Origin of the sequence: Streptomyces sp. NPDC046977 (assembly GCF_040644455.1) — a bacterium.
GTDB lineage: Bacteria > Actinomycetota > Actinomycetes > Streptomycetales > Streptomycetaceae > Actinacidiphila.
The window spans coordinates 97278-110914 of record NZ_JBEYWO010000023.1 but is presented as its reverse complement, the minus strand read 5'-3'; the positions used below and the strand labels follow the sequence as shown (position 1 = coordinate 110914).

Annotated in this window: 14 protein-coding genes; 8 read left to right on the top strand and 6 right to left on the bottom strand. The window is 73.2% G+C overall.

Annotated elements, in window-relative coordinates; translation table 11 throughout:
- Positions 1-111 precede the first annotated feature (111 nt).
- From ABZ883_RS29910 to ABZ883_RS29880, 7 genes are all read left to right on the top strand, one after another.
- Positions 112-1284 (top strand): FAD-dependent oxidoreductase, encoded by a 1173-nt coding sequence (locus tag ABZ883_RS29910; protein WP_360911525.1) that lies wholly within the window; start codon positions 112-114, stop codon positions 1282-1284.
- Positions 1281-1574, top strand: coding sequence for a (2Fe-2S)-binding protein (locus tag ABZ883_RS29905; RefSeq protein WP_360911523.1), 294 nt, complete (start codon positions 1281-1283; stop codon positions 1572-1574). The genes ABZ883_RS29910 and ABZ883_RS29905 overlap by 4 nt, the downstream gene beginning before the upstream one ends.
- Complete coding sequence (locus tag ABZ883_RS29900) at positions 1571-2953, top strand: NAD(P)/FAD-dependent oxidoreductase (protein WP_360911521.1); 1383 nt, start codon at positions 1571-1573, stop codon at positions 2951-2953. The genes ABZ883_RS29905 and ABZ883_RS29900 overlap by 4 nt, the downstream gene beginning before the upstream one ends.
- Positions 2940-3836 carry a dihydrodipicolinate synthase family protein gene (locus tag ABZ883_RS29895; RefSeq protein WP_360911519.1) on the top strand — a complete coding sequence of 299 codons (897 nt, stop codon included), beginning with the start codon at positions 2940-2942 and terminating at the stop codon, positions 3834-3836. Before ABZ883_RS29900 ends, ABZ883_RS29895 begins: the two co-directional genes overlap by 14 nt.
- Positions 3837-3850: 14 nt before the next feature.
- On the top strand, positions 3851-4852 hold the full coding sequence (locus ABZ883_RS29890) for a proline racemase family protein (RefSeq protein ID WP_360911517.1): 1002 nt from the start codon (positions 3851-3853) through the stop codon (positions 4850-4852).
- 60 nt (positions 4853-4912) lie between these two features.
- Complete coding sequence (locus ABZ883_RS29885; RefSeq protein ID WP_360911515.1) at positions 4913-5581, top strand: GntR family transcriptional regulator; 669 nt, start codon at positions 4913-4915, stop codon at positions 5579-5581.
- A 109-nt stretch (positions 5582-5690) separates the two neighbouring features.
- Positions 5691-6359: a (2Fe-2S)-binding protein gene (locus ABZ883_RS29880; protein WP_360911514.1), complete on the top strand. Its 669-nt coding sequence runs from the start codon at positions 5691-5693 to the stop codon at positions 6357-6359.
- Positions 6360-6545: 186 nt separating this feature from the next.
- Here ABZ883_RS29880 and ABZ883_RS29875 read toward each other — a convergent pair whose 3' ends face one another.
- Together ABZ883_RS29875 and glnA are read right to left on the bottom strand one after the other, a co-directional pair.
- Positions 6546-7940 carry an MFS transporter gene (locus ABZ883_RS29875; RefSeq protein ID WP_360911512.1) on the bottom strand — a complete coding sequence of 465 codons (1395 nt, stop codon included), beginning with the start codon at positions 7938-7940 and terminating at the stop codon, positions 6546-6548.
- Between the two features lie 308 nt (positions 7941-8248).
- A complete protein-coding gene (gene glnA, locus ABZ883_RS29870) occupies positions 8249-9661 on the bottom strand; it encodes a type I glutamate--ammonia ligase (RefSeq protein ID WP_360911510.1) in 1413 nt (470 codons plus the stop codon).
- A gap of 199 nt (positions 9662-9860) precedes the next feature.
- Here glnA and ABZ883_RS29865 point away from each other — a divergent pair, with 199 nt between their 5' ends.
- Positions 9861-10328 (top strand): RDD family protein, encoded by a 468-nt coding sequence (locus tag ABZ883_RS29865; RefSeq protein WP_360911508.1) that lies wholly within the window; start codon positions 9861-9863, stop codon positions 10326-10328.
- A 95-nt stretch (positions 10329-10423) separates the two neighbouring features.
- Here the strand turns inward: ABZ883_RS29865 and ABZ883_RS29860 are convergent, their stop codons facing one another.
- From ABZ883_RS29860 to lipB, 4 genes are all read right to left on the bottom strand, one after another.
- On the bottom strand, positions 10424-11104 hold the full coding sequence (locus ABZ883_RS29860; RefSeq protein ID WP_360911506.1) for a DUF4191 domain-containing protein: 681 nt from the start codon (positions 11102-11104) through the stop codon (positions 10424-10426).
- Between the two features lie 80 nt (positions 11105-11184).
- Positions 11185-11415, bottom strand: coding sequence for a hypothetical protein (locus ABZ883_RS29855; protein ID WP_360911622.1), 231 nt, complete (start codon positions 11413-11415; stop codon positions 11185-11187).
- 227 nt (positions 11416-11642) lie between these two features.
- Positions 11643-12605: a lipoyl synthase gene (gene lipA, locus ABZ883_RS29850; protein ID WP_360911504.1), complete on the bottom strand. Its 963-nt coding sequence runs from the start codon at positions 12603-12605 to the stop codon at positions 11643-11645.
- Positions 12606-12670: 65 nt separating this feature from the next.
- The gene (gene lipB, locus ABZ883_RS29845) at positions 12671-13456 is read right to left on the bottom strand and encodes a lipoyl(octanoyl) transferase LipB (protein ID WP_360911502.1); all 786 of its coding nucleotides are present in this window, start codon (positions 13454-13456) and stop codon (positions 12671-12673) included.
- Between the last annotated feature and the right edge of the window lie 181 nt (positions 13457-13637).

Here is a 13637-nt window from a genome sequence, read left to right as displayed (position 1 = left end):
GCGTCGGGGTCGGGCCCGCCGAAAGGGCCGGCCGAAAGGGCTGGGAGAAGGGCTGGGAGAAGGGCTGTCGTGAGGCTGTTCGCGCGACGTGCTGTGTGACATATTACTGACGTGAGCAGGCCGACGAACTGCGATGTCGTGGTGGTCGGCGCCGGAATGGTGGGCGCGGCATGCGCCTACTACGCCGCCTCGGCGGGGCTCCGCACGGTCCTGGTGGACCGCGGACCCGTGGCAGGCGGCACCACCGGGGCCGGCGAGGGCAATCTGCTGGTCTCCGACAAGGAGCCGGGTCCGGAGCTGCGGCTCGCCCTGCTGTCCGCGCGGTTGTGGCGCGAACTGGCCGGGGTCCCCGGACTCGGCCGGGCCGTGGAGTACGAGCCCAAGGGCGGGCTGGTGGTCGCCGCCGACGAGGCGGGTGTGCGTGCGCTCGGCGCGTTCGCCGCTACCCAGCGGCAGGCCGGCGTGGACGCCGTGCCCGTCGCCGCAGACGCCCTGCGCGACCTCGAACCGCACCTCGCGCCCGGCCTCGCGGGCGGTGTCCACTACCCGCAGGACGCCCAGGTGCAGCCCGCGCTCGCCGCCGCCCACCTCGTCCGCGCCGCACGCGACATGGGCGCGGAACTGCGCACCGGGTCCGCCGTCACGGCGCTGCTGCGCGCCGCGGACGGCTCGGTGCGCGGCGTGCGCGCCGGGGCGGCGGAGATCCACGCCCCCGCCGTGGTCAACGCCGCGGGCACCTGGGGCGGCGAGATCGCCGCCCTCGCCGGAGTGCGGCTGCCAGTACTCCCGCGGCGCGGCTTCATCCTCGTCACCGAGCCGCTGCCGCCCGGCACCGTCCGCCACAAGGTCTACGCGGCCGACTACGTCGCCGACGTCGCCAGCGACTCGGCCGCCCTCCAGACCTCCGCGGTCGTGGAGTCCACCGCCGCGGGGCCCGTCCTCATCGGCGCCAGCCGCGAACGCGTCGGCTTCGACCGCACGCTCTCCCTCCCCGCCCTGCGCCGGCTGGCCGCCCAGGCGGTCGCGCTCTTCCCGCGGCTCGCCGAGGTCACCGCGATCCGCGCGTACGCCGGATTCCGCCCGTATCTGCCGGACCACCTGCCCGCGATCGGCCCCGACCCGCGCGTCCCCGGACTCCACCACGCCTGCGGCCACGAGGGGGCCGGCATCGGACTCGCCCCCGCCACCGGCCACTTGATCGCCCAGGCGTTGACCGGGACGCCGCCCGAGCTCGACCTCACGCCCTTCCGCCCCGAGCGCTTCGACGCGATGGAGACCCCGTGACCCGCCGCACGCCGCTCCGCCTCGCCCGCGCCGCACCCGGGCCCGCCTTCACGGTCACCCTCGACGGGCGCGAGATCCCGGTCCTGCCGGGTCGTACGGTCGCTGCCGCGTTGTGGTCGGCCGGTGTCGTCTCCTGGCGTACGACGCGGACGGGCGGCGAGCCGCGTGGGGTCTTCTGCGGGATCGGTGTGTGTTTCGACTGCCTGGTCACGGTCAACGGGCGCCCGGGGCAACGGGCCTGTGTGGTCGAGGCGCGTCCCGGCGACGTCATCGAGACGGGGGAGTCATGAGTGCGCACCTCGTGGTCGTGGGCGCCGGGCCCGCCGGGGTCGCGGCCGCGGTGGCGGCGGCCGACGGAGGTCTGCGGGTCACGCTCGTGGACGCCGCGTCCGAGGCGGGCGGCCAGTACTACCGGCAGCCGGCCGCGGGGCTCGGCGCCCGCCGGCCGCAGGCCCTGCACCACGCCTGGCGCACCTGGCGCCGGCTGCGCGACCGGCTCGCGGCGCACATCGCGGCGGAGCGCGTCCGTCACCTGACGAATCATCAGGTCTGGCTGCTGGAGCCCGGCTTCACCGTGCACACCCTGGAGTCGGGGGCGCTGCGGGCGGACGGGGTCGTCGTCGCCACCGGCGGGTACGAGAAGGTGCTGCCCTTCCCCGGGTGGACCCTGCCCGGGGTCGTCACCGCGGGCGGCGCCCAGGCGATGCTGAAGGGCGGGCTGGTCCTGCCGGGCCGCACCGTCGTCGTCGCCGGGACCGGGCCGCTCCTGCTGCCCGTCGCCGCCGGCCTGGCCGCGGCCGGTGTGCGCGTCGCCGCCCTCGCCGAGGCGGCCGACCCGCTCGCCCTGCTGCGCCGCCCCGGCTCCGTGCCGCCCGGCAAGCTCGCCGAGGGTGCCGGGTACGCCGCCCGGCTCGCCCGCCACGGGGTCCGCCCGCTGCGCCGGCACACCGTCGTCGCCGCCCATGGCACGACCCGCGTCGAGGCGGTCACCCTCGCCGGGCCCGGCGGCGCCCGGCGTACGGTGCCCTGCGACACCCTCGCCGTCAGCCACGGCATGCTGCCGCACACCGACCTCGCCGACGTCCCGCACACCGACAGCGAGCAGCGCGCCCCCGCACCGGGCCTGTGGGCCGCGGGCGAGGCCACCGGCATCGGCGGCGCCGCGCTCGCCCTGGCCGAGGGCGAGATCGCCGGCCGCTCCGCCGCCGCCCGCCTGCGCGGCACCGCGCCCGACCCCGCCGGCTGGGCCCGCGCCGCCCGCGCCCGCGACCGGCTGCGCCGCTTCGCCGAGGCCCTCGACACCGTCTACCGGGTGCCCGACGACTGGGCCGGCACCGTCGTCACGGACGAGACCCTCGTCTGCCGCTGCGAGGAGGTGCCCGCCGGCGCCGTGCGCACCGCCGTGCGCGACCTCGGCGCCGGGGACCTGCGGACGGTCAAACTGCTGACCCGCGCGGGCATGGGCCACTGCCAGGGACGCGTCTGCGGGCCCGCCGTCGCCGCGGTCGCCGGCTGCCCCTTCACCCCGCCGGCCCGGCCCTTCGCCCGCCCCGTACCGCTCGGCCTGCTCGCCGGCGGCACACCGCCCCCGCAGGGGGCCGGCCACGACCACAGCGCGACCGCACCAGAGGAAGCCGGACGAGAGGGGACGCAGGATGGACCGGAATGAAGGACGGCCGTGGCGGGGGGTGCTCGTCGCGACCGCGTTGCCGCTGCGGGCGTCGGACCTCGCGGTGGACTACGACGCCTACGCCGAGCACTGCCGGTGGCTCGTCGCCGGCGGCTGCGACGGGGTGGTGCCCAACGGCTCGCTCGGCGAGTACCAGGTGCTCACCCCCGCCGAGCGGGCCAGGGTCGTGGAGACCGCGGTCGCGGCGGTCGGCGGGGACCGGGTCATGCCCGGGGTGGCCGCGTACGGGTCCGGTGAGGCGCGCCGGTGGGCCGAGCAGGCCGCGGACGCCGGGTGCGCGTCCGTGATGCTGCTGCCGCCCAACGCGTACCGGGCGGACGAGCGGTCGGTGCGCGCCCACTACGCGGAGGTCGCCAAGGCGGGCCTGCCCGTGGTGGCGTACAACAACCCGCACGACACGAAGGTCGACCTGACACCGCCGCTGCTGGCCGCGCTGCACGCCGAGGGGCACATCCGGGCCGTGAAGGAGTTCAGCGGCGACGTGCGCCGGGCGTACGAGATCGCCGAACTCGCCCCGGAACTCGACCTGCTGGTCGGCGCCGACGACGTACTCCTCGAACTGGCCGCCGCCGGCGCCAAGGGCTGGGTCGCCGGCTTCCCCAACGCGCTCCCGCAGGTCACCACCGCGCTGTACCGCGCGGCGGTCGCGGGCGACCCGGCGGCGCAGCCGCTGTACCGGGCGCTGCACCCCCTGCTGCGCTGGGACTCGCGGACGGAGTTCGTGCAGGCGGTGAAGGTGTCGATGGACGCCGCGGGCCGGTACGGCGGCCCCTGCCGCGCGCCGCGCCAACCGCTGCTGCCGGAGCAGGAGAAGGCCGTCCGGGCCGCGACCGAGCAGGCCCTCGCGGCCGGCGCGAACTGAGCGGGGGGCCCACGATGCGCAGCTCCCTGGTCCTGCACGCGGTCGACTCCCACACCGAGGGCATGCCCACCCGCGTCGTCACCGGCGGCATCGGCACCGTCCCCGGCGCCACGATGAACGAACGCCGGCTGTACTTCCGCGACCACCTCGACCACATCCGCCATCTGCTGATGGACGAACCGCGCGGCCACGCCGCCATGAGCGGTGCGGTCCTCCAGCCGCCCACCCGCCCGGACGCCGACTGGGGCGTCATCTACGTCGAGGTCTCCGGCTACCTGCCGATGTGCGGCCACGGCACGATCGGCGTGGCCACCGTCCTCGTCGAGACGGGCATGGTCGCGGTGACCGAGCCGGTCACCACGATCCGCCTGGACACCCCGGCCGGCCTCGTCGTCGCCGAGGTCGCCGTCAGCGGCGGCGCGGCCACCGCCGTGACCCTGCGCAACGTCCCCTCGTTCGCCGTCGCGCTGGACCGCAAGGCCACCCTCGCCGACGGCCGCACGGTGACGTACGACCTCGCCTACGGCGGCAACTTCTACGCGATCCTGCCGCTCGAGGCCTTCGGCCTGCCCTTCGACCGGGCCCGCAAGGACGACATCCTCGCCGCTGGACTGGCCCTGATGGACGCCATCGAGGCCGAGGACCCGCCCGTCCACCCCGAGGACCCCACCATCCGCGGCTGCAAGCACGTCCAGCTGCTCGCCCCCGGCTCCGACGCGGTCCGCTCCCGGCACGCGATGGCCATCCACCCCGGCTGGTTCGACCGCTCCCCGTGCGGCACGGGTACCAGCGCGCGCATGGCGCAGCTGCACGCCCGCGGCGAACTGCCGCTGCACGAGGACTTCGTGAACGAGTCCTTCATCGGCACGCACTTCACCGGCCGGCTGACCGGCACCACCGAGGTGGGCGGCCGACCCGCCGTTCTGCCCTCGATCACCGGACGCGCCTGGATCACCGGCACCGCCCAGTACCTGCTGGACCCGGACGACCCCTTCCCGGCCGGATTCGTCCTGTAGCGGCCCCGCCCCGATACTGGTCGCCGACCCCATGCCCGGACGCCGAGGAGGACCGGCCCGATGACCGCTCACGACGGGCCCGCCCTGCCCTCCCTCGGCGGGCAGCGGCCCAGTTACCGCGAGCGCGTCGCGGACGCCCTGCGCGCCGCGCTCGTGGCGGGCGAGCTGCGCCCGGGCGAGGTGCACTCCGCGCCCGCCCTGGCGGGCCGCTTCGGGGTCTCGGCCACCCCGGTGCGCGAGGCGCTGCTCGACCTGGTGAAGGAAGGCCTGGTGGACCCGGTGCCCAACAAGGGCTTCCGGGTCACCGAGGTCTCCGAGCGGCAGCTCGACGAGTACACGCACATCCGCGCCCTCATCGAGATCCCCACCGTCACCGGTCTGGCCGCCGGTGCCGACCCCGCCGCGCTGGAGGAGCTGCGCCCGGCCGCCGAGGCCATCGTCGCCGCCGCGGCGACCGGTGACCTCATCGGCTACGTCGAGGCCGACCGGCGCTTCCACCTCGGCCTGCTCGCGCTGGCCGGCAACGCGCACCTGGTCGAGGTCGTCGGCGACCTGCGCAAGCGCTCCCGCCTGTACGGGCTGACCGCGCTGGCCGAACGCGGTCTGCTGACGGCCTCGGCCGAGGAGCACCTGGAACTGCTCGACGCCCTGCTCGCCCGCGACGAGGAGGCGGTGCGGGCGGTGATGACGCGTCACCTCGGGCACGTCAGGGGCCTGTGGGCGCGCTGATACGGTGGCCGGATCCCGAACCCCCGTGGGTTGGAGCGTGACACGCATGACCCTGCTCGTCGCACCGGCCGCCGCGCGCGCCGCCGGTGACCGGTAGGGCGGGCGCGTCGTGGGGCCCTTCTTCACCTTGCGCACCGAGCCCGGGGAGCCGCGCGCCGAGGGCTTCGTGCCGCTGGCGGAGGTGTACGAAGGTCCCGCGCGGGAGGCGCTGACCGGGCGGGTCGCCGAGGTCGGCCGCCGGCTCGGCACGGACGAACGGCGCGTCGCGGCCTCGCTGGCCCACCAGGGTCTCGCCGCCCGCCTGTGGTCGGTAGCGCTCGGCCCGGCGGTGCTGACCGGGCAGCTGCCCGACCCGGCCGGTCTGTGGTGGCATCCGGAGCGGGCCGTGCCGGACGAGCTGTGGCTGCCGTCCGCGGGGGAGCGGCTGCCGGTCGACCGGCTCGGCGAGGCCGTCCTGCACGGGCACCTCGTACCGCTGACCGAGGCCGTTTGCGCGGTCTCCGGGGTCTCCGCCGGGCTGCTGTGGGGCAACGCGGCCTCGGCGCTGGCCGGGACGCTGCGGGTGCTGCACACCTGGTGCCTGGGCGAGGGCGGGCGGCCGGAGGCGGCGCGCCGGGCGGCCGCCTTGGCGGCGGCACTGCTGGCCGACCCCTTGCTGCGGGACGCCGGAACCCTCGACCTCGCCGGACCCGCCGCTCCCGCGTACACGCGCCGCAGCTGCTGCCTGTACTACCGGGTGCCCGGCGGCGGCCTGTGCGGCGACTGCGCACTGCGCTGAGGACGGGCCGGCCGGTCCGGCGGGTGCCGGACGGAAAGACGATCATCCCGCGGGAAGGACGCACCTGGGACCGCAGGTGCGCTCGCCCCGAAGGCTGACGGGCCGGCCGCGTCCTCGCCCTCCATGCTGATGCCCCTATGTAGTTGTTGCAAGTGCTGTGCAACAAGCCTCGTCCGGACCCGGCCGTCAGGGAGGGGTGACGCGCGGGGCCAGCGTCGCGGACTCCGCGCCCGACAGCTCGTCCAGCGAGCGCCCGCGCGTCTCGATGCGGAAGGCCCACGTCACGAGGAGGCCCAGCGCGCTGGTCGCGGCCACGCCGTACAGCAGTGCGCTGGTCCCGACGGCGTTCAGCAGCACCGGGAAGAGGAAGGTGCCCAGCGCCGCGCCGAGCTTGCCGCAGCCCGCCGCGAAGCCGTGGCCCGCCGCCCGTACGTCGGAGGGGAAGACCTCGGCGGGCAGGGTGAACGTCGTGGCGTTCGGTCCCAGGTTCATGAAGGTGTTGAACAGCGCGAAGCCCACGAACACCAGCGGCAGGTGCGCGTCGCCCCCGCCGGGCAGCTGCTCGGCCACCGCCAGCATGCACAGCGCCACGGTCATCATGGCGAAGCCCGCGAGCTGCAGCGGCACCCGGCCGACCCGTTCCACCAGGACGATCGCCAGCACAAAGCCGATCACCAGGAAGACGTCCAGAAGCGCCGTGCCCTCGGTCGAGGCGATGTCGTCCGAGATGAACGTCGCGTTCGCCCCTCCGAGCGCCAGCCCGGCCAGCAGGGTCGGGGTGAAGATCCCCACCCCGTATGTCGCGATGTCCATGAGGAACCACGGCACCGCCGTGAAGACCGTGCGCCGCCTCAACCGCCGTGAGAACAACTGCGGTTGCAGGAAGGCCTTCAACCCCTCCGGCGGCGCCTCGCCGCGCTCCCGGTCCGCCTCCGTCACATGGCAGTCCCGCCCGGTCATCCTCCGCGTGATCGCGCAGGCCTCCGCCTCCCGCCCGTTCTGCGCCAGCCAGCGCGGGCTCTCCGGCACGTTCCGCCGCAACCAGATGATCACCAGCGCCGGCACCACCCCGAAGCCCAGCATCAGCCGCCACGACCCGGTCTCCGGCGCCGCCAGCAGGATCACCACACCGGCCGCGGCCCCCAGCACGATCCCCGCCGCCTGGAGGCTGAACGCGCTCACCAGCCACCGCCCGCGGTTGCGCGCGGGAAGGATCTCGGCCACGTAGCTCGCCGCGATCGGGTAGTCCAGCCCCACCGCGACGCCCAGCAGCAGCCGGAAGACGATCAGCGACCAGATGTCCCACGCGCAGGCGCACGCCACCGAGAACACCACGAACAGCCACAGGTCGACCTTGAAGATCCGGCTCCGCCCGATCCGGTCGCCCAGCGGTCCCAGCGCCGCCGCCCCGAAGACCGCCCCCACGATCGCCGCCGACGACAGCAGCCCGCGCTCGGCCGCGCTCCCCCCGAAGTCCTTGGCGATCAGCGGATTGGCCACCCCGATGATGAAGAAGTCGAACCCGTCCAGCAGGATCCCCAGCCCCGCCAGCAACCAGAACCTCATGTGCAGCCGCGACATGGGCGCACTGTCCAGTGCCGCACCGAGCGGCCGCGACGTGCGGGGAGAGCTGTTGGTCACCACACGAACGGAGTCAAGGTCACCCGCTCCGGCCGATCAACGTGCCACGCCCGACGGCCCCCAATGGTCACCGGCAGCCACCCGGCCGGTGGAGTCGACCGGCGTCGCCGGGCTGGGGGGAGAACTCGGGCCCGAGGGAGAGGACTTGCCCGGACGCACGAGGGCCGCCGCCCGCTCCTCCGCATGCGGGAGGACACGGGCGACGGCCCCGGAATGCCTGGGAACACGCGCCGGTGAGGCGCGGCCTGTCACACGTCGAAGTAGAGCTCGAACTCGTGCGGGTGCGGCCGCAGCGCGATCGGCGCGATCTCGTTGACCCGCTTGTAGTCGATCCACGTCTCGATCAGGTCCGGGGTGAAGACCCCGCCCTGGAGGAGGAACTCGTGGTCGGACTCGAGGGACTCCAGGACCGCCGACAGCGAGGTCGGGACCTGCGGGACGCCCGCGTGCTCCTCGGGGGCGAGCTCGTAGAGGTCCTTGTCGACGGGCTCGGCCGGCTCGATCTTGTTCTTGATGCCGTCCAGGCCCGCGAGCAGCAGCGCGGAGAAGGCCAGGTACGGGTTGCCGGAGGAGTCCGGGGCGCGGAACTCGATGCGCTTGGCCTTCGGGTTCGCACCCGTGATCGGGATGCGGATGGCCGCGGAGCGGTTGCGCTGCGAGTAGACCAGGTTGACCGGGGCCTCGAAGCCGGGGACCAGGCGGTGGTAGGAGTTCACCGTGGGGTTGGTGAACGCCAGCAGCGCCGGGGCGTGCCGCAGGATGCCGCCGATGTAGTAGCGGGCGGTGTCCGACAGGCCCGCGTAGCCCTGCTCGTCGTAGAAGAGCGGGGCGCCGTTGGTCCACAGCGACTGGTGGACGTGCATGCCGGAGCCGTTGTCGCCGAAGATCGGCTTGGGCATGAAGGTCGCGGTCTTGCCGGCCCGCCAGGCGACGTTCTTCACGATGTACTTGAAGAGCATCAGGTCGTCGGCCGCGGCGAGCAGCGTGTTGAACTTGTAGTTGATCTCGGCCTGGCCGGCGGTGCCCACCTCGTGGTGCTGGCGCTCGACCTGGAGGCCGGACTTCATCAGCTCCAGGGTGATCTCGGCGCGCAGGTCGGCGAAGTGGTCGACCGGCGGGACCGGGAAGTAGCCGCCCTTGTACTTGACCTTGTAGCCGCGGTTGTCCTGCTCCGCACCGCTGTTCCAGGCACCGGCCTCGGAGTCGATGTGGTAGAAGGACTGGTTCGCGCTGGTCTCGAAGCGCGCGCTGTCGAAGACGTAGAACTCGGCCTCGGGGCCGAAGTACGCGGTGTCGGCGATACCGGAGGAGGCGAGGTAGGCCTCGGCCTTCTTCGCCACGTTCCGCGGGTCACGGCTGTACTGCTCGCCGGTGATCGGGTCGTGGATGAAGAAGTTGACGTTGAGCGTGGAGTCCTTGCGGAACGGGTCCAGCTTGGCCGTGGACAGGTCCGGCACCAGCGCCATGTCGGACTCGTGGATGGCCTGGAAGCCGCGGATCGAGGAGCCGTCGAACATCAGCTGCTCGTCCGGGTCGAAGGACTCGACCGGGACGGTGAAGTGCTGCATCACACCGGGCAGGTCGCAGAACCGGACGTCCACGAACTTGACGTCGTTGTCCGAGATGAACTTCTTCACCTCGTCGGCGTTTTGGAACGACATCCAACTCCTCCTTGGCCCGGCCCGGGAGGCCGGATTGCAGCTCATGGGTGCGACCAGTGCGGTGGCGCACGTTGGAGGTGACGATAGGGACCGGGCATTTCCCCGTCGTGACCCATTTGTTTCTTGCAGGTTAACCGAGCGGCCGGGTAGGCGACGGGTCGGACGCGGGGGGCCCGGGACGGGCGCGTACCGTGGAGCCGTGGACAACAGGGATGTCATCGGATCGTGGATCGAGGGCCCGAAGGCGGCCGCCGAGCGGATGGGCGTGGACTTCGGCTACCGCGGCAAGCGCCTCGGCCTGCCGGAGGAGGGCCCCGGCTCGATCGCCCCGGTCGGGCGGCGGATCGCGGCGCTCTTCATCGACTGGGGCCTGTGCGCGCTGATCGCATACGGCCTGATCGCGCACCGTGACGCGGCCGCGGCCAATCCGTGGACCACGGTCGTCTTCGGCGTCATGAGCGTGCTGCTGCTGGGCACCGTCGGCACCACCCCGGGCAAGCGCCTGCTGGGGCTGCGCGTGATCCGGGAGGACGGCGCCCGGCTCGGCCCCGGCGCGGCGGTGCTGCGCACCTTCCTCCTCCTGCTGGTGGTCCCTGCGGTGGTCTGGGACCGCGACACCCGCGGCATGCACGACCGGGCGGTGAAGGCGGTCCAGGTCCGGATGTGACCTGCCACCACACGAGAACGGGCCGTGCCCCGGACGATCTCCATCGTCCGGGGCACGGCCCGTTCGCTTTCGTTCCTCGGGCGGTCGCCCGGGCCTCAGCGGCCCTTCGGCATCCGCATGCCCTTGGGCATCGGGCCCTTCGGGACCGGCATGTTGCTCATGAGGTCGCCGAGCGCCCGCAGGCGGTCGTTCACCTCGGTGACCTTGGGGCCCGGCAGCACGCGCGGCAGCTTCAGCAGCGTCGCGCGGATCTTCTTCAGGGAGACCTCGCCCTCGCCGGTGCCGACGATGATGTCGGTCACCGGCACGTCGTAGACCACCCGCGACATCTTCTTCTTCTCGGCGGCCAGCAGGCTCTTCACCCGGTTCGGGTTGCCCTCGCCCACCAGGACGATGCCGGCCTTGCCGACCGCGCGGTGCACGACGTCCTGGTTGCGGTTCATCGCCACCGCGGGCGTCACCGACCAGCCCCGGCCGACGTTGTCCAGTACGGCCGCCGCGGCGCCGGGCTGTCCCTCCAGCTGGCCGAAGGCCGCCCGCTCGGCACGCCGCCCGAAGACGACCGCCATCGCGAGGAGGGCCAGGAGCAAGCCCAGGATGCCCGCGTAGATGGGGTGACCGATCGCGAAGCCGATGGCGAGGATGACACCGAAGGTGACGACTCCCACAGCCGCGAGGACGAGCCCGACCTTGGAGTCGACCCGCCTGGTCATCTTGTAGGTCTGGGCGATCTGCTTGAGGCGCCCAGGGTTGTTCTCGGATGTTTCCCTCGCCATGCCGCACAGGATACGTGTCCCGTGCCGTGCGGGCCCCACCGGAGGGGTGGGAAACCCACCGGGCGGCGGCCGGGAAGGGGCTAGAAGGTGTCCTGCCGGCCCGTACGCGCGGAGACCAAGGCGTCCATGACGTGCTGGGCCTCGCGGCGGTCCCGGGCGCGCTTGCGGTCCTCGAGCACGGCCGTCCAGGCGTTGCGGCGCGCGGTCGCCTCGGCGCCGCGGAACAGGAAGGACTCCACGGCGCGCAGCGCGCCCGCGGCGGCGCCGGGGATGGTGCTCTGGCGATGGAGCTGTGCGGCCTCGGCCTGCATGGTGGTGTCCCCCTCAGGACGGCTCAAACGCATCTGGTTGTTCCGCTTATCCAGAGTCACCACATTGTGTTACCAGCCCGTGACTGGCCGGTCAAACCGTCGTGAAACCCGGGCGGTCCCTTTGCGTCGGCCTGCTGCGTCCGCTGCACGTCAGAGACACGAAAGGGGCCCGAGTGGGGCCCCTGACGTGACGAACCGCACGTTCGCCGGACGAGTGCGGTGGGTGATCAGACCGCCTCGGCGGCCACCGCTCCGCGCCGCTCCATCGCCTGCTGGAACAGGCGTCCCGCCCGGTACGAGGACCGCACCAGGGGGCCGGACATGACACCGGCGAAGCCGATCTCCTCGGCCTCCTCCTTGAGCTCCACGAACTCCTGCGGCTTGACCCAGCGCTCGACCGGGTGGTGACGCAGGCTCGGCCGCAGGTACTGCGTGATGGTGATCAGCTCGCAGCCCGCGTCGTGCAGGTCCTGGAGGGCCTGGCTGATCTCCGCGCGCTCCTCGCCCATGCCGAGGATCAGATTGGACTTGGTCACCAGACCGGCCTCGCGGGCCTTGGTGATGACTTCGAGGGAGCGCTCGTAACGGAAGCCGGGGCGGATGCGCTTGAAGATCCGCGGGACCGTCTCGACGTTGTGCGCGAGCACCTCGGGGCGGGCGCCGAAGACCTCGGCGAGCTGCGCGGGGTCCGCGTTGAAGTCCGGGATGAGCAGCTCGACCTTGGTGCGGCCGGCCGCGCGGGCGCCGGTCATCTCGTGGATCTGGCGCACCGTCTCGGCGTACAGCCAGGCTCCGCCGTCCTCCAGGTCGTCGCGGGCGACGCCGGTGATCGTGGCGTAGTTCAGGTCCATCGTGACGACGGACTCGCCCACCCGGCGCGGCTCGTCGCGGTCGAGTGCCTGCGGCTTGCCGGTGTCGATCTGGCAGAAGTCGCAGCGCCGCGTGCACTGGTCGCCGCCGATGAGGAAGGTGGCCTCGCGGTCCTCCCAGCACTCGAAGATGTTGGGGCAGCCGGCCTCCTGGCACACCGTGTGCAGGCCCTCGCGCTTCACCAGGCCGTGCAGCTCGGTGTACTCGGGGCCCATCTTCGCCCGGGTCTTGATCCACTCGGGCTTGCGCTCAATGGGGGTCTGGCTGTTGCGGACCTCCAGACGCAGCATCTTGCGGCCTTCAGGTGCCACAGCTGACACGGTCGACTCCCTCTCGCGACTTCATTTCCTCGGTGAACATCAGCCTACGCCCGTGGATTCCCACCTCAGACCGCGCGCGGCAGCGGCTCTGCCGACTCCAGTACGGCCCGCAGATGCTTCTCCACGACCGGCAGGGCGTCCGTGACGCTGATCTCCCGCCCCAGCTCGTTGCTGAGCGAGGCCACGCCCGCGTCCCGGATGCCGCACGGCACGATCCGGTCGAACCAGGTGTTGTCCGGGTTGCAGTTGAGCGCGAAGCCGTGCATGGTGACGCCCTTGGCGACCCGGATGCCGATCGCGCCCAGCTTGCGGTCCTCGCGGCGCTGGCCGGCGTTGGAGGGTGCGTACTCGGGGCCGGACAGCCGCGGGTCGAACTCGTCGTCGTGCAGGCGGGGGTCGAAGTCCAGGGTCAGCCCGGGGATCACCGCGGGGCGGTCCTCGATCGGGTCGCCGAGCACCCAGACCCCGCTGCGGCCCTCCACGCGGGTGGTCTCCAGGCCGAACTCGGCGCACGCGTTGATCAGCGCCTCCTCCAGCCGGCGCACATGGGCGACGACGTCGACCGGGCGCGGCAGCTTCAGGATCGGGTAGCCGACGAGCTGGCCGGGGCCGTGCCAGGTGATCTTGCCGCCGCGGTCCACGTCGATGACCGGCGTGCCGTCCAGCGGGCGCTCGCTGTCCTCGGTGCGGCGGCCCGCGGTGTACACCGGCGGGTGCTCCAGCAGCAGACAGGTGTCGGGGACCTCGTCCGCGAAACGCGCGGCGTGCACCCGGCGCTGCTCCTGCCATGCCTCCTGATACTCCACGGCGTGCTCGCCGAAGCCCAGATGGACGAAGTGCAGCTCACTCACGGCCGCTCCCTTGTGATCGCCTGCTGCGACGCCCGTTTCGTCGACACCGGGCGCCCTGGCAACTGTACGTCCGTCGCGCTCCCGCCTTGCAGCGGGCTGCGAATAGCACCCGAAACGGGCGGAAGGATCGATTCCGGGGTTATGCGGGGGAAGGTTCACCCGTTACAGCGAATGCGAGGCT

Bases quoted from the DNA above. Each gene is read 5' to 3' on its own strand.
- ABZ883_RS29875 (WP_360911512.1), bottom strand. From the start codon at position 7,940: ATGTCGCGGCTGCACATGAGGTTCTGGTTGCTGGCGGGGCTGGGGATC.
- ABZ883_RS29860 (WP_360911506.1), bottom strand. From the start codon at position 11,104: ATGGCGAGGGAAACATCCGAGAACAACCCTGGGCGCCTCAAGCAGATC.
- ABZ883_RS29885 (WP_360911515.1), top strand. From the start codon at position 4,913: ATGACCGCTCACGACGGGCCCGCCCTGCCCTCCCTCGGCGGGCAGCGG.
- ABZ883_RS29855 (WP_360911622.1), bottom strand. From the start codon at position 11,415: ATGCAGGCCGAGGCCGCACAGCTCCATCGCCAGAGCACCATCCCCGGC.
- ABZ883_RS29890 (WP_360911517.1), top strand. From the start codon at position 3,851: ATGCGCAGCTCCCTGGTCCTGCACGCGGTCGACTCCCACACCGAGGGC.
- glnA (WP_360911510.1), bottom strand. From the start codon at position 9,661: ATGTCGTTCCAAAACGCCGACGAGGTGAAGAAGTTCATCTCGGACAAC.
- ABZ883_RS29900 (WP_360911521.1), top strand. From the start codon at position 1,571: ATGAGTGCGCACCTCGTGGTCGTGGGCGCCGGGCCCGCCGGGGTCGCG.
- ABZ883_RS29895 (WP_360911519.1), top strand. From the start codon at position 2,940: ATGGACCGGAATGAAGGACGGCCGTGGCGGGGGGTGCTCGTCGCGACC.